Here is an 18,208-nt window from a genome sequence, read left to right on the forward strand (position 1 = left end):
TAACCGACAATTCTTAAGAAGATGTTTGCCATCTTTGCCAAGGATTTGTTTTTTAAGGAGGCGAAAGCGTGACACGAGCCCTGCGGCTGATTCGCGACGGCGTGACCACTTTTGCCTTGTTGGCGCTGATCGCGCTGATTGCCGCCAAGTTCAACGACGCAGCAAGAACCAAGCATGCGGGCGCCTTTCACGCCGCCGACGGCGACAGCCTGACATTGGGAGAAGAACGTTTGCGCCTCGAAGGCATCGATGCGCCGGAGCTCCACCAGAGCTGCGAGAGGGCCGGGAAAGCCTGGGCCTGCGGGCGTGCGGCGCGCGAGGCGCTGCAGGCGATGGTGCGGGCTTCGGGAACCTCGTGCCAGGGCAGTCGCCGCGACCGCTACGACAGGCTGCTCGTCGTCTGCCGCAATGGCGCGGGCGGCGACATCAATGCCGCCATGGTACGCAGCGGCATGGCCATCTCCTATGGCGATTATGGCGGGGAGGAGGCCGAGGCGAGGGCTGCGGAGGCGGGCCTCTGGGCCGGGACGTTCGAGCGGCCGCGCGACGTGCGCGATCACGCCCGCCAGCGCTCCGGTCTCGACAACGCCCTGCGCTTCATCGGTCGGATTGCCGGATGGGAGTGAAGCCATGACCGACGAGGCCGCGCTGGAGGCGCTGCGGCAGGAAATCGCCTTGTGCCGCATCTGTCGTGACACACCGGCAAAGGGCGCCGAAGATCGGCTGCCGCACGAGCCCAGGCCGGTGGCCGTGATCTCGTCGAGGGCACGCATCCTGATCGCCGGGCAGGCGCCGGGGATTCGAGTGCATGAGAGCGGGTTGCCTTTCGACGATGCCTCCGGCGACCGGTTGCGGTCATGGCTCGGCGTCGACAGGGAGGTCTTCTACGACCGCGACCGATTCGCCATCGTGCCGATGGGTTTCTGCTTCCCGGGCTACGACGACAAGGGTTCGGATCTGCCGCCGCGCCGCGAATGCGCGCCGTTCTGGCGGCAAAGGGTCGTCTCGGCCATGCCGCAGATCGAACTGGTGCTGGTCATCGGCCAATATGCGCAGGCCTGGCATATGGCTCTGGAGAGACGAGGCAATATGACGGAGACGGTGCGGGCATGGCGTGACAGCCTTCTTTCCGGCCGGTCGCCGGCCGTGCTGCCGCTGCCGCATCCGAGTTGGCGCAACAGCGGCTGGCTGAAGCGCAATCCCTGGTTCGAGGAAGAATTGCTGCCGGTCTTGCGGGAACGGACAAAAATGCTGCTTTCCTGAAACAAAATTCTTTTCGTCGCCCGGAATCGAGATATACAGAGAAAATAATTCGAAAGGACTGTTGTACGCATGGACCGCCTCGACCGAAAGATACTGCGGCTTCTGCAAGAAGATTCGACCCTTGCCGTTGCTGATCTCGCCAAGAAAGTGGGGCTTTCGACGACGCCTTGCTGGCGGCGCATCCAGAAGATGGAAGAAGACGGCGTCATCAAGCGCCGAGTCGCCATCCTCGATCCGGAAAAGGTCAACACCAAAGTCACCGTTTTCGTGTCGATTCGCACGGCCACCCACTCGATCGAATGGCTGCGGCGCTTTTCCGAGGTGGTCGCCGAATTCCCCGAAGTGGTCGAGTTCTACCGGATGAGCGGCGATGTCGATTATCTCCTGCGAGTCGTCGTGCCCGACATTGCTGCTTATGATGCTTTCTACAAACGGATGATCGCCAAGATCGAGATTCGTGACGTCTCCTCGGCCTTTGCGATGGAACAGATCAAGTATTCGACTCAGTTGCCGCTCGACTACATGATCCTCGATAACGCCAAGTCCAACGAAGACTGAGGCTGGCGGATTTCGAGTTCAGCGTTCGTGAATGGCTTCGGACGCCGCATTTTCGTTAGGGGCGAAAATGCGGCGATCTGGTGAGGCTGAGGCTAAAATGGGCGGCTCAGACTGCTAAAAGCCACAGGAATTGCGAAAAAACGCTCGAATCCTGCCGAAATTGCGAAAAATACATAGCCCGGTAACCATTGCCCGGCTATGTTGATTGGAACCGGTGGGCGCTATGTCATCATTTTGACTCATTGGTATCGAAATCAGGACACCATGTTCTAAACCGCCACCTTGTATGTGTTCATTAGCAGGCGGTAAGATTTGTGCGCTTCACCAGTGTGTTCGACGGGGGTCGGACGGTGGAGAATTGGACGATGGGGCTTAACGTTTGCGGCTTGCGATGGAGGATTTCCGTCGCGGAGCCGTTTTGTGCGTTTTCAGCTTTAAATACCTGAGATTGTTGTATAAAAATCACGTTGCCGGCGAAAGTTGGCCGGCGGAGGCCATCTGGCGCATGCCGAGAATTGCTTGATTAAGTCCGGTATGGGATGACGGTTTGGCGGTTCGATCGATCCGCACGCCGAGATGGCTGTTCAAACTGGGCCGGCTTCAAATCGACTACCCGATAGGAAATCAGCCCCGATCGACAAAGGAATGGATTGGTAAATGAACATCAGAATGGTTTTGCTTGCATCAGCAGCAGCATTTGCTGCATCGACGCCGGTTCTTGCAGCTGACGCTATCGTTGCTGCTGAGCCGGAACCGGTTGAATATGTTCGCGTCTGCGACGCTTACGGCACCGGCTACTTCTACATCCCGGGCACCGAAACCTGCCTCAAGATCGAAGGCTACATCCGTTTCCAGGTTAACGTTGGCGAAGACGTCGGCGGCGATTCTGACTGGGATGCAGTTACCCGCGGTCAGGTTCAGTTCACGGCCAAGAGCGACACCGAGTATGGTCCGCTGACCGGCGTCATCGTCATGCAGTTCAATGCTGACAATGCCTCCGACCAGGAAGCCATCCTCGACTCCGCTTACCTCGACGTCGCGGGCTTCCGCGCCGGTCTCTTCTACAGCTGGTGGGACGATGGCCTCTCGGGTGAAACCGACGACATCGGCTCCGTCGTAACGCTGCACAACTCCATCCGCTATCAGTACGAAAGCGGCGACTTCTACGCTGGCCTCAGCGTCGACGAACTGGAAGACGGCGTTTACAAGGTCGGCGAAGAAGCCAACAACGTTGGCGTTGCCTTCGGCGTTGGCGGCACTGCCGGCGCATTCAGCTACCAGATCACCGGTGGCTATGACGTCGACAACGAAGACGGCGCTGTCCGCGCAATGGGTACGGTTGAAATCGGCCCCGGCACGCTCGGCCTCGCTGGCGTATACTCCTCCGGCCCGAACTCCTACTACTCGTCGGCTGAATGGGCAGTTGCTGCCGAATACGCCATCAAGGCAACCGACAAGCTGAAGATCACCCCGGCCGTTCAGTACTACGGCAACTACTTCGGCGGTGGCAAGGTTGTTCCGGATGACTTCGACGGTCTCGGCGATGCCTGGAAGGTCGGTCTGACGGTCGACTACCAGATCGTAGACAACTTCTACGCCAAGGCTTCGGTTCAGTACCTCGATCCGGATGATGGCGACGACTCCACCTCGGGCTACTTCCGCCTGCAGCGTTCGTTCTAATCGACGTAATGATGCTCCCGGTTTTCGGACCGGGAGTATTTTCAAATCAGTTTCTGATCCGAGTGACCTCCGATCAGCTACGGGGACGGGTCCGGTCTTCCCTGCCGGACCGTCCTTGCAGCGCTTTTGCCGAACAGTCTTGAAGGCTTCTTTCAGAGGAGCCTTGGCAGGTGAGCCGAACCGGCACGTGGCGTATCGCACGTCGGCATCATGCCTGCCCTTTTCACGACGTTGCCTTTTTCAATTTTGAAGCGAATCAGGTCGGCCGTTGCATCGCTGTGCGGCTGGGAACTGATCGGTCCGGATGGCGCCAAACGGGTGATTCAGCATCAGCCTCGGCTCACCTGCCGTAGCATGACCGCCATCCTCGATGCGGCCCGCGCCGGCCTCGGTTTCGGGCTTCTGCTCGAAAGCGCCTGCGAGAGCGACCTCCAGACCGGCAAGCTGGTACGGGTGCTGCCGGAATGGCAGTCGGAGGAGAGCCAGTTCTACATCGTCTTCACCACGGCCAGGGGGATGCCGCCGGCGGTGCGGGTGCCGATCGATTTCCTCGTCGAAAAATCCAGGCACCATTGACGAGGAGGCGGAGATTTCGGCATTGAAGCCTCTGTCTATCTCAGCCGCGCCAGCAGCTTTTCACCGGTGAGTTCCCGGACGGCATCCTTGCCGATCCAGCGCGCGGTTTTATCGGGGCTTTCCGCCAGGGCCTTCGCGAGCGCAAGCGCCGGCGCGTGGCAGGCGTGGTTGCGCTTGCCGATGCTGCGCAGCGACCAGTTGACCGCCTTGCGCACGAAATTGCGGGCATCGGCCGAATGAGCCTCGATCAGCGGCATCAGGGCGAGGATGGCCGCATCGGGCTCCTTCTTCCGGTGAACGGCGGCCCCCGCGATCATGGCGAAGGCGGTGCGGCGAACGAATTCGCGCTCGTCGTCGGCGAATTCCGAAATGAGTTCGTCCAGCCGAGCCTCGACGAAGAGATCGGCGGCGCAATCGACGATTTCCCAGGAGTTGAAATCATCGGCCCAATTTCGGGCCTCTTCCTTCGTCAACCGTTTGGGTTCGGCCGTATAAAGGGCGAGCAGGCGGGCTTCGCGGATGTCGCTTCGCCAGAGCGCCATAGCCCTGACATGGTCCTTCTTCGCCTGCCTGGCCACCGCCCGAAGATCGGGGTTGGAGATGCCCAGCGCGCGGCCGGTGGCGATGCCGAAACGCGCCATGGCGGCGACATTCTCCTCCGAGCGCAGCGTTTCGAGATGCGCGATCAATTCCGCTGCGCTGGAGGAGGGGCCGATCATTTTTCCAGGCGGGCGAGCAGCGAGGACGTATCCCAGCGATTGCCGCCCATCGCCTGGACATCGCCATAGAACTGGTCGACGAGGGCAGTGACCGGCAGCTTGGCACCGTTGCTGCGGGCTTCGGTCAGCACGATGCCGAGATCTTTCCGCATCCAGTCGACCGCGAAGCCGAAATCATATTTGCCGGCATTCATGGTCTTGTGGCGGTTTTCCATCTGCCAGGAGCCGGCCGCGCCCTTGGAGATCACCTCGACGACCTTTTCGATATCGAGGCCGGCGCGCTTGCCGAAATGCAGCGCTTCGGAAAGTCCCTGGACGAGGCCAGCGATGCAGATCTGGTTGACCATCTTGGTGAGCTGGCCGGAGCCGGCCGGCCCCATCAGGCCGACCATGCGGGCATAGGCGTCGATCACCGGGCGGGCGCGTTCGAAGACGGCTTCGTCGCCGCCGCACATGACAGTGAGGACGCCGTTTTCGGCGCCGGCCTGACCGCCGGAGACCGGAGCGTCGATGAAATCGACACCCTTTTCCTTTGCCGCGGCATAAAGCTCGCGGGCGACCTCGGCGCTGGCGGTGGTGTTATCGATCAGCACAGAACCCGGCTTCATGCCGTGCAGAGCGCCGTTCTCGCCTGATGTCACCGAGCGGAGATCGTCGTCATTGCCAACGCAGACGAAGACGAAGTCGGCGCCGGCCGCCGCTTCGGCTGGCGTAGAGGCGGATTTGCCGGAGAATTTCTCGGCCCAGGCGGCAGCTTTCTCGGCCGTTCTGTTGTAGACGGTGACATCGTGGCCGCCCTTCGTCTTCAGATGGCCTGCCATGGGAAAGCCCATGACGCCGAGACCGATGAACGCGACTTTTGCCATATGTCCTATCCTTATCCTGAGTGAGTGGCCCTGAGGATTAACCGAAACGGAGAAAGCAGAAAAGCCGTGAAACGGACTAACTTGCGATCGGCGCATAGAGGCTGGTCGCAATTCGGCCGAGCCCTAAATGGGAACGGAAGCATAATGTTCCCGGGACGTGACATGAGCGAAATTCCGACGATCGAGCCGCGACGCAAAGGCCGCAGCGGCACGCAGGCGATGCTTATTCCATCCCAGCAGATGGTCGCGGAGCAGATTCGATCGGCGCCTGAGGGTGTCCTCACCGAAGCCGGCGTTCTGCGCCGCCGTCTCGCTGCCCAATACGGAGCGGACGCCTGCTGTCCGGTGACGGTGCAGCGGCATTTGCGTGCGATTGCCGAACTGTCCTTCGGCGCGCTGGAGAAGGGCGAGCCCCTTTCGATGGTGACGCCCTATTGGCGCATGGTCGATCCGGCGAGCCTGCTTGCGCAACGTCTCGCCGGCGGTCCCGCCTTCATTCGTGAGCGGCTGGCCGCCGAACGCCGGGAGAGGTAGCGGGGTAGGGCGAGAGGGCGCAGGGAATTCCGTCCAATGGCGATTCCGGGCAATTTTGCGCAAGGCGGCATGGGAGAGCCTTCATGACATCAAACGCGAAAAATTATTCCGCGAAGCGAACGACAATGGCAAATTGATATTGTCGATATAATCTGTAGTCTATGTCAGTATTTCTGCGATTGCAGGCTGGCTCGGCTTACCGCGAGCCGATCTTCCGAATTTCGCAGCAAAGGACCGTTTTCCATGACAGCCACCTCCGATCCCATCAATTTTCTCTGGTTCATCCCGACGTCGGGGGACGGCACCTATCTCGGTTCCTCCGATCTCAACCGTGCTCCCGAGATCGGTTATCTCACCCAGATCGCGCAGGCCGTCGATCGGCTCGGCTATTCCGGCGTGCTGCTGCCGACCGGGGTTGCGTGCGAGGAATCCTTCGTGACGGCAGCTGCACTAGCCGCCAAGACTGAGAAGCTGCAGTTCCTGGTGGCGATCCGCCCGGGCACGGCATCGCCTGCCTATTACGCGCGTCTTGCGACGACGCTCGACCGCATTTCCAACGGCCGCCTGCTGCTCAACATCGTCGTCGGCGGCAGCCCGGCCGAGCTGGCCGGCGACGGTATCCATCTCGAGCATGACGAGCGCTATGCCCATGCCGAAGAGTTTTTCACCGTTTTCGAGGAACTGCTGGACAAGGGCACGGCGAGCTTCGACGGCAAATATATCAAGGCGACGAATGCGCGCCTCGGCTTTCCCTCGGTGCAGAACCCGCGCCCGCCGCTTTATTTCGGCGGCTCGTCGGATGCCGGCATCGATTTCTCTGTCGGCCGCGTCGACAAGTACCTGACCTGGGGCGAGCCGCCGGCGCAGGTGGCCGAGAAGGTGGCCAAGGTCCGCAAGGCGGCCGCCGAGCGCGGCCGCGAGGTGAGTTTCGGAATCCGCCTGCACTTCATCGTGCGCGAAACCGACGAGGAAGCGTGGGAGGCGGCCGAGCGGCTGATCCGCCATCTCGACGACGATACGATCCGCGAGGCGCAGGAGCGCTTCGTCCACGAGTCCGACTCGGTCGGCCAGAAGCGCATGGCCGCCCTTCACGGCGGGCGCCGCGACAAGCTCGAGGTCTCGCCGAACCTCTGGGCCGGCGTCGGCCTGGTCCGAGCCGGTGCAGGCACCGCGCTTGTGGGTTCGCCGAAGACGGTGGCCGCCCGCCTTCGCGAATATCAGGAGCTCGGCATCGATACGGTAATCGGTTCCGGCTATCCGCACCTCGAAGAGGCCTATCGTGTCGCCGAACTGCTTTTCCCCGAGCTCGGCATCACCCGCGAACAGCAGCGCCTGGCCTTCAACAACGAGTTCGGCCGCAAGCAGATCTTCGCCGGCGGCAGCCATGGCGGCAACCTGAAAGTTGTCTCGGGCTCCTGAGCTCCAACAAGACACAGAGCATGATCTCGCCGGAAGCCGCTTGCGGCTTCCGGCATTTTTTGCCGTATCGCGCTCTGGCCGCTGTATTCAGCGCACTTATAAATTTTTATCGGCTTTCTGAAAGATGTTTCAATTTCGTTCAACTATGAGATGCATAAAGATGCCACCCCTGTTATTCGAAACGCGTTTTCGTGCCGGCTCCGTCCATCCAACTTTCCGCCGATGATCGGCCTTCGAGATGGATGGTCGTAAGGCAGGGTGAAGCGCCTGCTTAATTCATCTCCGAGGTTTACATGGCAATTATCGGTATTGATCTTGGTACTTCCAACTCATTGGTCGCTGTCTGGTCTGAAAAGGGCGCAGAACTCGTCGCCAATGCGCTGGGAGAAACCTTGACGCCATCGGCAGTCAGCGTTGCCGATGATGGCGTATTGCTGGTGGGGCGAGCGGCGGCCGATCGGTTGATCACGCATCCCGAGCGCTCCGTCGCCTCCTTCAAGCGCTGGATGGGAAGCGCCAACGGTGCGCAGCTGGCCGGCAAGACCTGGCGGGCCGAGGAATTGTCGGCGCTGGTGCTAAAGTCGCTCAAGAACGATGTCGAGGCCAGCATCGGTGAAGAGATCGTCGAGGCCGTGATTTCCGTACCGGCATATTTCAACGATCCGCAGCGCAAGGCGACGCTCGATGCGGCGCGGCTGGCCGGCCTGAAAGTAGAGCGGCTGATCAACGAGCCCACCGCTGCGGCGCTGGCGCATGGGCTGGAGGCGGCCGGAGACGGCTGTTTTCTGATCCTCGATCTCGGTGGCGGAACATTTGACGTATCGCTTCTGCATAAATACGAGAACGTGATGGAAATCCGGGCTTCGGCCGGCGACTCCCTGCTGGGCGGCGATGATTTTCGTGACGTGATCGCCGATCTTCTGGTGAAGCGGCATGAGCTGAAGGAAGAAAAGCTCGTGCCGGCCGAGCAGGCACGGCTGTTGCGCGAGGCCGAAACGCTCAAGTTCGCCCTGACCGAGAAGACCGAGGCCGCCTATGATTTTTCGCTCGGCCAGACGAAATGCGCGGGTGAACTCAGCCGCGCCGCATTCGAGGAGGCGGCAGCGCCGCTGCTGAGGCGGATGCGGATACCGATCGAAAGCGCCGTTCGCGATGCCCGCATCGATATCGCCAAGATCGATCAGATCGTCCTCGTCGGCGGCGCCACCCGAATGCCTCTCGTGCGCAATCTGGTCACCAGGCTTTTCGGCCGCTTTCCGCTGATCCATGCGCGGCCGGACCAGGCAATTGCGATCGGTGCGGCGGTACAGGCCGGACTCAAGCATCGCCGCGGTGCCCTCGATGAAATCATCATGACGGATGTATGCCCCTTCACCCTGGGGACCTCCGTTCTCGACCCCAGGGCGCCTGATGGCGCCATTCTGTCCCCGATCATCGAACGTAATGCCGTGGTGCCGATCAGCCGGGAAAATATCTATTGGACGGCGTCCAACATGCAGACGCAAGTCAATATCGAGGTGCTGCAGGGCGAGCATATGCGTCCCTCGCAGAACGTGCGGATCGGCACCGTCAATGTATCGGTCCCGCCGGGGCCGGCGGGCAGGGAGTCCGTCGGTGTTCGCTTCACCTATGACATCAACGGCGCGCTCGAGGTCGAAGTAAAGGTGATCTCGACGGGGCACGTAGAACGGAAAGTCTTCCGCAACCAGTCGAATCTCAGCGACCAGGAGCTCGACAAGAGCTTTGCTGCGCTGGCATCCATCAAGCTGGCGCCACGCGATCAGCTGGAAAATCGCTCGCTGATCGCAAGGGCCGAACGGCTGTACGTCGAATCGCTGGGGCCGGTGCGGGAGCATATTGCGCAGCTTCTCCTGCAATTCGAAACCGCGCTGAACGATCAGGCAAATCACGATCTCGACAGCGTGCGCCGCGCATTTGCCGAAACATTGAGCCAATTCGAACGCAGAATTCTTTGATCCCATGGCTGAAACTTGCTGGACGCTCCTGCAGATCGCACCGACGCAGGATGAGAACGACATTCGACGCGCCTATGCCCGGCGCCTGCGCGATTTCAGGCCTGACGAGGATCCGGAAGGATTCCAGCGGCTGGTCGGGGCCAAGGAAGCCGCGCTCAACTGGGCGACGTCAGCCGAGTTGCCGGCGTTGACCGTCGATGACGGGGAGGAACTGGAAGAGGGTGCCGACCTTGCGATGCTGACAAGGGCCGATATCGCCGATGGCTCGGATGAAAAGCTGACATTGGAAAAGCCGGGCGAAATGCCGCCGTCCGAGACACCGGCCGCAAATCCTACGGAATTTTCGCCGGAGATCGAGCCGATTGACGACGGACGGGACAGTTTGGTCTTTGGGCGCCTGGACGAAATTGTGGCTCGGGAAAAAGAGCGCCCCTGGGGAACTGATCCGGCGCAGTACGAAGCGCAGCCGTGGATTGAGCTGTTCAATCTAGCTGCGGATATGAGCCTGCAACGTCACGAGCTTTTTCTCGAAGCCGTCGGCCGGCAGTTTCCATCGATTCTTCCGCAAATCGGACTTCAAGGGCTGGAAACAGTAAGGGAATTTGCCAAAGGGCGTGGCATTTCCGCTGTCGTTGAAGCAATCGAGCAGCAATGCAGATTTGCGGAGCGTCCGGCCAGCCTCGTGCATCTTTGCGGCCAAGAGGCCGCGATGATTTACTTCTCGTGGCTGGCGCATGCTCAATCGGCACGTAGCGTATTGCAACGGCGAGCGGCCGGGCGGGCCGCCTATATGGACGCACGCACGGGTCTGCCGGTCTTCCCGGCAGAAGACCGGCTTTTCGCCTTGGAAACGGCCGAATTGGTCGAATTCCACAAAGAAGCGGTCGACCGCGGTCGCTGGCCATTCCGCATTGATCTCAAAACCTTGTTCATTCCGACGACGCGGTTGGTATCTGCCGGATTGGCCTGGCAGGGCGGCCTTTTTCTCGTGGTTCTCGCCGCGATTGCCATGGGCGGCTTCTCGTTGACCAGCGACATCGCCCAGCTGTGTGCCCTGGCAGCCATTCCTGTTTTGCTCGGCGGCCGCGCCGCTATGGCATTCTTTCTCAACCGACTGGCGGTCGGAGCCGCGCTGCAGCGGGTGATGTATGCCGACCGTCTTGGGTTCTGGTCAAGGAAACCAAGGCCGGACGCGTTGCGCAATAAATGGCGCGAGTATGAGCGCCCCATATTCATGGCCGAGATTCTAGTGTCCTTGATGGTGCTTGTTTCGATACCGATCGCAATCTCGACCTTCTGGCAGCTTAGGGGCGATCTGGACAAGCCGGTCGAGACCGTCGTTTCCGAGATCGTTGTCTCCGCGCTCGATGGTGTTGCGAGCGACGACCGGTTGTCCGACAGTAAGCTCTTCGATCTGGTCGACTTCGTCATCGAGTCCGAGCGGACAAATTTCAGCGACCGCGGCAAGGGTGCCGACGTTCTGGTGCGTGATACCAAAAGACGCGGATGGCTGGCGGAATTGCACAGCCGAAAGGATCAACTGCTCGGCGGGAGCTGGCTGCGAGGCTCGGAACCAGTGTTGGTCGGCTCCACTATCGCAACGGTTGGGGCGGAGCGTGAACGTAAACTGCGCGTCCTTGCCGATGCATATCGTGTGGCAACGCCGGAAACGCGCATGCAGATCGAGCGATCGCTTGCAGCCTGGAGGCTGACCCTTAACCTTGCGGAGGACCCACAAACCATTGCAGCAGTATGGGCCGCCATTCCGCCGCGCAGCGACGGTCCAAATCTGGATGCCTTCCCGGAGGGAATGCGAAGGTTGCTGATCGGCAAATTCCTGGCGAACGCGATCGGCAATTTTGTTGATGGGGACGTTCAGCTCGCCAGTCAGTTCCATTGGCTGCTGACAGTTCCCGCCGACAGGCTTTACGACATTGGGCCACTGCGGCCGTTCGATTCGACTTCTCTGGTTCCCGCTGGCGAACATGAAGCGCCTGTTATCGGCGATGACGCGGCAAACGGCCCGCCTCTGGCGGCGGACAGTCAGAATGAAACCATCGTTGCACGTTATTCCAAAGAGCAAGGCGACCGGCCGGCGCCCGAAATTCACTTGCCAGCCCTTTCTCGTATGGATGCGGCACTGGCGCGCTCGAGCTATTTCGATATTGCCCGCCTATGCCTTGACGCAAGCAGCGAAACGGATCGATTGCATATGCGCGAGGTGTTCGCCCAATCCCTGGCAAATCCGGCTGACGCCGCCATTTCGTCGAATACCGATCTTTGGCAGAGGCTGGGACGGCTCGCGCTCGCGGAACCTGCGTGCTATCGCATGGCTTCCCTAACTGGAAGAGTGTCCGGGGTTGAATTACCGTCCGGCCGGGTGGATGACCAGTTCGACGCCATCGATGATGAACTGGATCATTTGACGGAGGCCGAACCGAACACCATAGGAGAGGTTCTCCAGTTTGTTGTCCCGCAAGAGGCTATGTACAGCTTTACCCGTAACCGAGTGATCTCGCATGCCCATTTTCTGCTCGGGAACTGGTTCCTCAACAAGCGGGAGTATCGCAACGCGATTCTGGAGTACGATCGGGCGCTGAAAGCGAAGCAATGCAACGAGTTTTACGTTCGCCGGGGCGAGGCGCTTCGGGCAGCAGGCGACGAAAAACGGGCCAATGCAGACTTTCTGCTGGCGCGCGAAACCTCTCAATGGTGCGTGATTGGCGGCACGGACGGTTTGCATTCGTCACTTACAGCGTTGGAAGAGAGCAGCCATTGATCTCAGTCCGGTTGCGGTGCCGGAGAGATTTTGCAGCTAAATATAGCCGATAGGGTATACGTTGTCCGTGGATGCGATGTGTCGAGATCTTCTCCTGCGACGGCTATTGTTTTCTTACTGCGTGTTCATGCTTGACTCATCCATACCCCGCTGGCTATACGTTAATTCATAGCTGACGAGGTATGAATTCCAGATGTCTGACGCTCATGACGTGCTTTTCAGAACGCTTGCCGATCCCACCCGGCGGGCGCTTTTCGAGCGGTTGTGCCGGGAAGGGGAAAAGACGGTCGGGGCGCTGACGGCGCATGCCGGGGTCTCGCAGCCGGTCGTTTCGAAACATCTCGGGCTCCTGAAGCAGGCGGGCCTGGTGCGCGACCGCCATGAAGGGCGGCAGACGCATTACAGCGCGCAGCTTGGGGCGCTTGCGCCGTTGGTCGACTGGACCAGTGAGATGGCGGGCTTCTGGCAGAGCCGTTTCGATGCTCTCGAAGATTTGCTGAAGAGGATGGATCAATGACCGACTTATCGACCGAGACGCGCTCCGTCATCATCGAAAGGGAGATGCCTTTTCCCACGGAAAAGATCTGGCGGGCGCTGACCCAGCCGCACCTGATCCAGGAGTGGCTGATGAGGAGCGACTTCAAGCCGGTCGTCGACCATCGCTTCAATTTCAACGCCGATTGGGGCTCCGTCGACTGCCGGGTTCTTGAGGTCGAGCCAAACAGGACGCTCGCCTACACCTGGGGCGCCTATGGCTTGGAAACCATCGTCACCTGGACGCTCACCCCGACGGGCACGGGCACGCATCTGCGCATGGAACAGACGGGCTTCCGGTCGGATCAGCGGCAGGCCTACGGGGGCGCCAGGAGCGGCTGGCCGCAATTCTTCGAAAAGCTGGAGCAGGTGTTGGCGCGGGTGGAGTGAGGCCGTAGCCGATGGCAGCCCGTGCTGCCTCTTCGAGAAGGAGGTTTCGTTGAACTGGAACAACTGGTTTCGGCAGATCCACCGTTGGCTGTCCATTGCCTTTACGCTGGCGGTCATAGCCAATATCATCGCCATGGTGCAGGGGAGGTCGGCCGTCTGGGTGGGGCTCTTGGCGCTGCTGCCGCTCTGCCTGCTTCTTGCGACCGGTCTAACCTTGTTCGTGCTGCCTTATGCTGCGAAGCGGCGCGACATGGGCTCCACCGGCGAATAGGAGGAAACGCTATGGCGGGCAGAACGTCGAAGGCTGCGGAAAAGGTCACGAAAAAGACCGTCGCCAAGCCGGCCGCCGCGGAGCCAACCCTTCTTTCGGGCGGCAATCCGCAGATCCCCAAAGGCTATGGCGAAGCGCCCGTGCAGGCCTATATCGCGGCCATGCCGGGCTGGAAGAGCGACATCGGGCGCCGCCTCGATGCGCTCATCACCCGCACGGTGCCCGAAGTCTCCAAGGCGGTCAAATGGAACTCGCCCTTCTATGGCATGGAAGGGCAGGGCTGGTTCCTCGGCATCCATTGCTTCACGAAATACATCAAAGTGGCCTTCTTCAAGGGGGCGTCTCTGCATCCCCTGCCGCCGGGTGCATCCAAGCAGAAGGAGGTGCGCTACCTCGACATTCGCGAGGACGACCCGTTCGATGAGGCGCAGATCGCCTCCTGGGTCGAGCAGGCGAGCCGATTGCCCGGCGAACGGATGTGAGGCTGTCGATGCCGAGTGAGGAGAGAGCGATAGACATGAAGAAAGCGACGGCAACCGTGAAAAAGACCGATACAGGCGTCGAAAACGGGGGAGCCTCTCCCTCGCAATTGATCGATGCGAGGATTGAGGAGCTCAAGGATTGGCGCGGCGAAATGCTCGCCCGGGTCCGAGAGTTCATCAAGCAGGCTGAGCCCGAAGTGGTCGAGGAGTGGAAGTGGCGTGGGGTTCCGGTGTGGGAGCGCGCCGGCATCATCTGCACCGGAGAGACCTACAAGAGCGTGGTCAAGCTGACCTTTGCCAAGGGAGCCTCGCTGGAGGATCCCAAAGGTCTTTTCAACTCCAGCCTCGAAGGCAATACCCGGCGCGCCATTGATTTTCATGAGGGCGACGAGATCGATGAAGAGGCGTTGAAGGCGCTCGTCAGCGCTGCCGCGGCGCTGAATACCTCAGTGAAGCCGGGAGGCTCGCGGAAGAAATCAAGCCGCTGAGGCTTGGTGCGTTAATGAATCGCGCTCGTCTCGCGCTCCAAGAAGAGCGTGAGATTGTCGAGGCCGATCTTGGTGCCCTGGAGACGGGCGCCGTTGTCGGGGTAGCCGTCGAGGAAGACCACCTGCTCGGTGAAGACCATTCTGGTGCCGCCGGGGGTGGCCTTGAAGGTGACGGTAGCGAGCGAGGCGGAGATGCGGGTTTGCCCGAGTTTCATCTCATAGGCATAGACGATGCGGGTATCGGGCACGATATCGATGTAATGGGCGTCATAGGCGTGCAGAAGGCCATCGGTGTCGGCGACATAGTTCCTCTCCGCGCCGCCAGGACGGAAATCGAGAGCGTATTCCAGCGGCACCCATTCGCCGTGGCAGGCAAACCATTGCCGTTTGGATTCCGGCATCGACCAGGCGCGGAAGACGCGGGCGACGGGCGCCTTCAGGCGGCGCTCGATGACGAAGGTGGTATGTTCGGCAGAGCGTGTCGTCATTCTGGAAGGGTCTCCGTTTCATCGGCGAGGAATTGGTCCAGCCTGTCGAAGGCGGCGGTCCAGCGGGCCTTTCGCTGCTCCACCCAGCGCTCGACGGCGGCGAGTGCATCCTGCTGCAGGCGATAGGTCCGCACCCGGCCGGATTTTTCCGAAAGCACGAGGCCGCTCTCCTCCAGCACCTGGAGGTGCTTCATCACGGTCGGCAGGGCGACGGCGAGCGGCGCGGCGAGCTCCGTAACGGAGGCGGGCCCGCGGCCGAGCCGGTCGATCATGCCGCGGCGGCTGCGATCGGAAAGCGCGTGAAACATGCGGTCGAGATCCGCCTGGCCGTCGATCATCCCGCCGCATCCCGGAAGCGGGCGGGCAGCCTGTCATGATAGGGATAGAACTTGAAATAGGGGCGGGCCTCTTCCAGCGCCCTTGCGAAGGACGGGCGCGCCAGCAGCCTGTCGTAATAGGCGCGAAGTTTCGGCTGTTCCTCAGAAAACGGGACCAGCGTCTCAGCATAGAAGAGGGCGGGTCCCGCGGCGCAATCGGCCATGGTGAAAGCCTCGCCGGTTATCCAGGGGCTTTCGCCCAGCTGCTTTTCGATCATCGCATAGGCAGTCGCGAGCGTCGCCCTGCAAGCGGCCATCTCTATCTCGTCCGCCGTGCCCTCGGGACGCCGGCGATGGCTGACGAGCGTCTGCATCGGCGTCTGGACATAATGATCGAAGAAGCGGTCCCAGAGGCGGACTTGCAGCGCCCGGTCGATCTCCAGCGGCAGCAGGGGGACGGGGCCGGGATAATAGTGATCGAGATATTCGATGATGATCGTCGTTTCGGGAATGGTGCTGTCACGCGCCTCATCCCTCAGCAGCGGCATCTTGCCGATTGGCCAGAAGCGGAAGAGATCGGCGCGCGAGGCCTCGTCGGAAAGATCGACGAGACGATTTTCGAAGGGCGTCGCGTTTTCATAAAGCGCGATCAGAACCTTGTGGCAGAAGGAAGCGAGCGGATGCCCATAGAACACGAGCGACATGCGGCGACCTTTCCTATTCGGTAAAACACTTTACCGAACGACTAACTATCAGGTCGGAGGGCGTCGCGCAACAAATACTTCGCTAGTCGCGCAACTATTCCCTCAGCCGATGTATCGAGCGATCACCAGATGGCCGGGTGTCGGCTGACCGTCTTCCATGCGCACGTTGATATCCGAAATCTCGACGAGTTCGAAACCGGTCGCCGTCAGGCGTTCCCGGACATAGGCATCGGCATGGGCGAAACGCTGGTGCGCGCCGACCATATAGGCGCGGCCGGCAAGCATCTCCTCGGGCAGGGTTTCGGAGGAAAAGATGAACAGCCCGCCCGGCGTCAGGTTTTCGGCGGCGCCGAAGAACAGCGGCTCGAGCGCGCCGAGATAGGGCAGCACGTCGGTGGCGGTGATGAGGTCGAAGGCGTCCTCGTCATTGTCGTCGAGGAAATCCTCGACCTCGGCGACGAAAAGCGTCTCGTAGAGATCCTTTTCATGGGCGATCTCGACCATTTTCTCCGATATGTCGATGCCGGTCATATCCTCGCACAGGTCGCGCAGCGTGCCGCCGGTGAGGCCGGTGCCGCAGCCGAGATCGAGCAGCCGCTTGAAAGGCCCGAGATCGAGCGCCTGCAGGCGCTGGCGCACCAGCATCGGCACGTGATAGCCGAGCTGCTCGACGAGCACGTCCTCGAAGACCTCGGCATGCTGGTCGAACAGGGTTTCGACATAGGCGTCGGGCGCCTTGACCGGGGTTTCGCCGCGGCCCATCGCGGCGATGCGCACGGCAGCGCCACCATGGTCGTCGGGATCGATCGCCAGGACTTCCTCATAGGCCGCCACCGCCGCATCGACATCGCCGGCCTTTTCCAGCGCCAGTGCGCGGTTATAGGCCTCGCCAAGGGCTTCTTCGTCGATCTTCTTTGCCATAGCGGTTCATGTCCTTCTGTTTTCAGGCATGGCTCTAGGACGGCTTTCGATGTTTTGCAATGGCGTGGCGACAGGCGCAGAATGGCCAAAAAGAAGACGACGGGAGGAAATGCCATGAAAGCGGAGCAAGACAGGGTGCCCCTGGCAAGCGAGGCAGAGGGTGAGCGCCCCTTGCTGCTGCCCACGACGCCGGGCGAGATCACCAATTCGCTCAGCCATTATTACCGCGGCGAACTCGGACGGATGACGAGCTGGCGCGACCGCATCGACCGGACGTCCAACTGGGCGATCACCGTGGTGGCGGCGCTGCTTTCGGTGTCGCTGTCGACGCCGACCTCACATCATGGCGTGCTGTTGTTCGGCATGATGCTGGTGACGCTGCTTCTGATGATCGAGGCGCGGCGCTACCGCTTCTTCGATATCTACCGCGCCCGAATCCGGCAGATCGAGCGCTGTTATTTCGCGCAGATCATGGCGCCGGACGCTAAGGCCGGCAGCGAATGGGCCGCGGTGATCGCCAACAGCCTGCGTCATCCCCGCTTTCTTCTCAGCTATGGGGAAGCGATGCACCGGCGGCTCAAACGCAATTACGGCTGGATGTATTTCATCCTGCTTCTTGCATGGTGCCTGAAGATCTCGACGCCGAAACTGCAGACGGAGGGCGCGCCGGCGCTGCAGGCGCAGTCATGGACTTATGTCATCGACAATGCCGTGCTCGGGCCGCTTCCCGGCCTCGCGGTCATTTCGATCGTCGTCACCTTCTACGTCGGCGTCCTCTGTTTCGCCCTGCGTCCGGACCGGGACGAAGGCGAATTCGGCCATGGCGAGGCGCATGTCTGATCAGTGCAGGATGAACTCGCCCTTCAGCGCCCGCCACTCGGTTGCCGAGATCAGCTTGCGGTGGACGTAGCGGACCGAATGCAGAGGCCCGTCGAGTTTTTCCTGCCAGAATTTCAGGAAACCGCGCATCTCGGGAAAATCGGGGGCGAGGTCATAGTCCTGCCAGACGTAAGTCTGCAGGATCGCCGGGTGGTCCGGCAGGTGGTAGAGGATCTGGGCGGTCGTCAGGCCGTAACCCTGCAGTTGCTTTTCCATGTCCTTGTGCATCGTATTCAGCTTCTTCTCGTTCCCACTCGCGCTTTATTAGCGCTAGGTGAAATGGAAACATGCGAGTGGTTAACGGAAGCTTAACAGATGTATCGCGGAGGAAATATTCTTTTTTATTTCAATAACTTGGCAGCAT

Annotated in this window: 21 protein-coding genes and 1 pseudogene; 15 read left to right on the plus strand and 7 right to left on the minus strand. The window is 60.7% G+C overall.

All coding sequences use genetic code 11. The features are described from left to right. Positions 1 to 68 precede the first annotated feature (68 nt). The 5 genes and pseudogenes from ATY78_RS04135 to ATY78_RS04160 form a co-directional block, all read left to right on the plus strand. A complete protein-coding gene (locus ATY78_RS04135; protein WP_088681081.1) occupies positions 69 to 626 on the plus strand; it encodes a thermonuclease family protein in 558 nt (185 codons plus the stop codon). A 4-nt stretch (positions 627 to 630) separates the two neighbouring features. Further along, positions 631 to 1,263 (plus strand): uracil-DNA glycosylase family protein, encoded by a 633-nt coding sequence (locus tag ATY78_RS04140; RefSeq protein ID WP_088681082.1) that lies wholly within the window; start codon positions 631 to 633, stop codon positions 1,261 to 1,263. A 69-nt stretch (positions 1,264 to 1,332) separates the two neighbouring features. Further along, positions 1,333 to 1,821: an Lrp/AsnC family transcriptional regulator gene (locus ATY78_RS04145; protein WP_003540387.1), complete on the plus strand. Its 489-nt coding sequence runs from the start codon at positions 1,333 to 1,335 to the stop codon at positions 1,819 to 1,821. 657 nt (positions 1,822 to 2,478) lie between these two features. Further along, positions 2,479 to 3,501 carry a porin gene (locus ATY78_RS04155; protein ID WP_088681083.1) on the plus strand — a complete coding sequence of 341 codons (1,023 nt, stop codon included), beginning with the start codon at positions 2,479 to 2,481 and terminating at the stop codon, positions 3,499 to 3,501. 285 nt (positions 3,502 to 3,786) lie between these two features. Next, positions 3,787 to 4,077: pseudogene (locus ATY78_RS04160) on the plus strand (LysR substrate-binding domain-containing protein); the annotation flags it as partial. Between the two features lie 35 nt (positions 4,078 to 4,112). On the opposite strand, the gene ATY78_RS04165 reads toward ATY78_RS04160, so the two are convergent. Both ATY78_RS04165 and ATY78_RS04170 read right to left on the minus strand, forming a co-directional pair. Then, positions 4,113 to 4,796, minus strand: coding sequence for a DNA alkylation repair protein (locus ATY78_RS04165; protein ID WP_088681084.1), 684 nt, complete (start codon positions 4,794 to 4,796; stop codon positions 4,113 to 4,115). Then, positions 4,793 to 5,662, minus strand: a complete 870-nt coding sequence (locus ATY78_RS04170) for an NAD(P)-dependent oxidoreductase (protein WP_088681085.1) — start codon at positions 5,660 to 5,662, stop codon at positions 4,793 to 4,795. The genes ATY78_RS04165 and ATY78_RS04170 overlap by 4 nt, the downstream gene beginning before the upstream one ends. A 162-nt stretch (positions 5,663 to 5,824) precedes the next feature. Here ATY78_RS04170 and ATY78_RS04175 point away from each other — a divergent pair, with 162 nt between their 5' ends. The 9 genes from ATY78_RS04175 to ATY78_RS04215 all read left to right on the plus strand — a co-directional run bounded on the left by ATY78_RS04175 (position 5,825) and on the right by ATY78_RS04215 (position 14,535). Then, positions 5,825 to 6,196 carry a hypothetical protein gene (locus ATY78_RS04175; protein WP_088681086.1) on the plus strand — a complete coding sequence of 124 codons (372 nt, stop codon included), beginning with the start codon at positions 5,825 to 5,827 and terminating at the stop codon, positions 6,194 to 6,196. A 243-nt stretch (positions 6,197 to 6,439) separates the two neighbouring features. Beyond that, entirely contained in the window at positions 6,440 to 7,615 is a 1,176-nt protein-coding gene (ssuD, locus tag ATY78_RS04180; RefSeq protein WP_088681087.1) for an FMNH2-dependent alkanesulfonate monooxygenase, read from the plus strand. A 293-nt stretch (positions 7,616 to 7,908) separates the two neighbouring features. Continuing rightward, positions 7,909 to 9,591 (plus strand): molecular chaperone HscC, encoded by a 1,683-nt coding sequence (locus ATY78_RS04185; protein WP_088681088.1) that lies wholly within the window; start codon positions 7,909 to 7,911, stop codon positions 9,589 to 9,591. Positions 9,592 to 9,595: 4 nt separating this feature from the next. Then, a complete protein-coding gene (locus ATY78_RS04190) occupies positions 9,596 to 12,370 on the plus strand; it encodes a hypothetical protein (RefSeq protein WP_088681089.1) in 2,775 nt (924 codons plus the stop codon). 193 nt (positions 12,371 to 12,563) lie between these two features. Next, positions 12,564 to 12,887, plus strand: a complete 324-nt coding sequence (locus tag ATY78_RS04195; protein WP_088681090.1) for a metalloregulator ArsR/SmtB family transcription factor — start codon at positions 12,564 to 12,566, stop codon at positions 12,885 to 12,887. Continuing rightward, a complete protein-coding gene (locus ATY78_RS04200) occupies positions 12,884 to 13,294 on the plus strand; it encodes an SRPBCC domain-containing protein (RefSeq protein WP_088681091.1) in 411 nt (136 codons plus the stop codon). Before ATY78_RS04195 ends, ATY78_RS04200 begins: the two co-directional genes overlap by 4 nt. A 49-nt stretch (positions 13,295 to 13,343) precedes the next feature. Further along, positions 13,344 to 13,565, plus strand: coding sequence for a hypothetical protein (locus ATY78_RS04205; RefSeq protein ID WP_088681092.1), 222 nt, complete (start codon positions 13,344 to 13,346; stop codon positions 13,563 to 13,565). A gap of 11 nt (positions 13,566 to 13,576) precedes the next feature. Next, positions 13,577 to 14,047: a DUF1801 domain-containing protein gene (locus ATY78_RS04210; protein WP_088681093.1), complete on the plus strand. Its 471-nt coding sequence runs from the start codon at positions 13,577 to 13,579 to the stop codon at positions 14,045 to 14,047. A 35-nt stretch (positions 14,048 to 14,082) separates the two neighbouring features. Beyond that, on the plus strand, positions 14,083 to 14,535 hold the full coding sequence (locus ATY78_RS04215) for a DUF1801 domain-containing protein (RefSeq protein WP_088681094.1): 453 nt from the start codon (positions 14,083 to 14,085) through the stop codon (positions 14,533 to 14,535). Positions 14,536 to 14,546: 11 nt separating this feature from the next. Here ATY78_RS04215 and ATY78_RS04220 read toward each other — a convergent pair whose 3' ends face one another. The 4 genes from ATY78_RS04220 to ATY78_RS04235 all read right to left on the minus strand — a co-directional run bounded on the left by ATY78_RS04220 (position 14,547) and on the right by ATY78_RS04235 (position 16,965). Beyond that, positions 14,547 to 15,023, minus strand: a complete 477-nt coding sequence (locus tag ATY78_RS04220; protein WP_088681095.1) for an SRPBCC family protein — start codon at positions 15,021 to 15,023, stop codon at positions 14,547 to 14,549. Next, positions 15,020 to 15,361, minus strand: coding sequence for a metalloregulator ArsR/SmtB family transcription factor (locus tag ATY78_RS04225; RefSeq protein ID WP_088681096.1), 342 nt, complete (start codon positions 15,359 to 15,361; stop codon positions 15,020 to 15,022). Before ATY78_RS04225 ends, ATY78_RS04220 begins: the two co-directional genes overlap by 4 nt. Further along, positions 15,358 to 16,044 (minus strand): glutathione S-transferase family protein, encoded by a 687-nt coding sequence (locus tag ATY78_RS04230; protein ID WP_088681097.1) that lies wholly within the window; start codon positions 16,042 to 16,044, stop codon positions 15,358 to 15,360. The genes ATY78_RS04225 and ATY78_RS04230 overlap by 4 nt, the downstream gene beginning before the upstream one ends. Positions 16,045 to 16,146: 102 nt before the next feature. Beyond that, positions 16,147 to 16,965 (minus strand): methyltransferase, encoded by an 819-nt coding sequence (locus tag ATY78_RS04235; RefSeq protein WP_088681098.1) that lies wholly within the window; start codon positions 16,963 to 16,965, stop codon positions 16,147 to 16,149. Positions 16,966 to 17,079: 114 nt separating this feature from the next. Between ATY78_RS04235 and ATY78_RS04240 the strand changes: the two genes are divergently transcribed. Then, positions 17,080 to 17,805, plus strand: coding sequence for a DUF2270 domain-containing protein (locus tag ATY78_RS04240; RefSeq protein ID WP_088681099.1), 726 nt, complete (start codon positions 17,080 to 17,082; stop codon positions 17,803 to 17,805). On the opposite strand, the gene ATY78_RS04245 is transcribed toward ATY78_RS04240, so the two are convergent. Continuing rightward, a complete protein-coding gene (locus tag ATY78_RS04245) occupies positions 17,806 to 18,072 on the minus strand; it encodes an usg protein (RefSeq protein WP_088681100.1) in 267 nt (88 codons plus the stop codon). Positions 18,073 to 18,208 lie beyond the last annotated feature (136 nt).

This window comes from Rhizobium sp. R635, from assembly GCF_002211285.1.
Classification (GTDB): Bacteria; Pseudomonadota; Alphaproteobacteria; order Rhizobiales; family Rhizobiaceae; genus Rhizobium.

Excerpts from the sequence above, each read along its gene's own strand:
- ATY78_RS04140 (WP_088681082.1), top strand. The coding sequence starts at position 631 with ATGACCGACGAGGCCGCGCTGGAGGCGCTGCGGCAGGAAATCGCCTTG.
- ATY78_RS04145 (WP_003540387.1), top strand. The coding sequence starts at position 1,333 with ATGGACCGCCTCGACCGAAAGATACTGCGGCTTCTGCAAGAAGATTCG.
- ATY78_RS04155 (WP_088681083.1), top strand. The coding sequence starts at position 2,479 with ATGAACATCAGAATGGTTTTGCTTGCATCAGCAGCAGCATTTGCTGCA.
- ATY78_RS04165 (WP_088681084.1), bottom strand. The coding sequence starts at position 4,796 with ATGATCGGCCCCTCCTCCAGCGCAGCGGAATTGATCGCGCATCTCGAA.
- ATY78_RS04170 (WP_088681085.1), bottom strand. The coding sequence starts at position 5,662 with ATGGCAAAAGTCGCGTTCATCGGTCTCGGCGTCATGGGCTTTCCCATG.
- ATY78_RS04175 (WP_088681086.1), top strand. The coding sequence starts at position 5,825 with ATGAGCGAAATTCCGACGATCGAGCCGCGACGCAAAGGCCGCAGCGGC.
- ssuD (WP_088681087.1), top strand. The coding sequence starts at position 6,440 with ATGACAGCCACCTCCGATCCCATCAATTTTCTCTGGTTCATCCCGACG.
- ATY78_RS04185 (WP_088681088.1), top strand. The coding sequence starts at position 7,909 with ATGGCAATTATCGGTATTGATCTTGGTACTTCCAACTCATTGGTCGCT.
- ATY78_RS04190 (WP_088681089.1), top strand. The coding sequence starts at position 9,596 with ATGGCTGAAACTTGCTGGACGCTCCTGCAGATCGCACCGACGCAGGAT.
- ATY78_RS04195 (WP_088681090.1), top strand. The coding sequence starts at position 12,564 with ATGTCTGACGCTCATGACGTGCTTTTCAGAACGCTTGCCGATCCCACC.
- ATY78_RS04200 (WP_088681091.1), top strand. The coding sequence starts at position 12,884 with ATGACCGACTTATCGACCGAGACGCGCTCCGTCATCATCGAAAGGGAG.
- ATY78_RS04210 (WP_088681093.1), top strand. The coding sequence starts at position 13,577 with ATGGCGGGCAGAACGTCGAAGGCTGCGGAAAAGGTCACGAAAAAGACC.
- ATY78_RS04215 (WP_088681094.1), top strand. The coding sequence starts at position 14,083 with ATGAAGAAAGCGACGGCAACCGTGAAAAAGACCGATACAGGCGTCGAA.
- ATY78_RS04220 (WP_088681095.1), bottom strand. The coding sequence starts at position 15,023 with ATGACGACACGCTCTGCCGAACATACCACCTTCGTCATCGAGCGCCGC.
- ATY78_RS04225 (WP_088681096.1), bottom strand. The coding sequence starts at position 15,361 with ATGATCGACGGCCAGGCGGATCTCGACCGCATGTTTCACGCGCTTTCC.
- ATY78_RS04230 (WP_088681097.1), bottom strand. The coding sequence starts at position 16,044 with ATGTCGCTCGTGTTCTATGGGCATCCGCTCGCTTCCTTCTGCCACAAG.
- ATY78_RS04235 (WP_088681098.1), bottom strand. The coding sequence starts at position 16,965 with ATGGCAAAGAAGATCGACGAAGAAGCCCTTGGCGAGGCCTATAACCGC.
- ATY78_RS04240 (WP_088681099.1), top strand. The coding sequence starts at position 17,080 with ATGAAAGCGGAGCAAGACAGGGTGCCCCTGGCAAGCGAGGCAGAGGGT.
- ATY78_RS04245 (WP_088681100.1), bottom strand. The coding sequence starts at position 18,072 with ATGCACAAGGACATGGAAAAGCAACTGCAGGGTTACGGCCTGACGACC.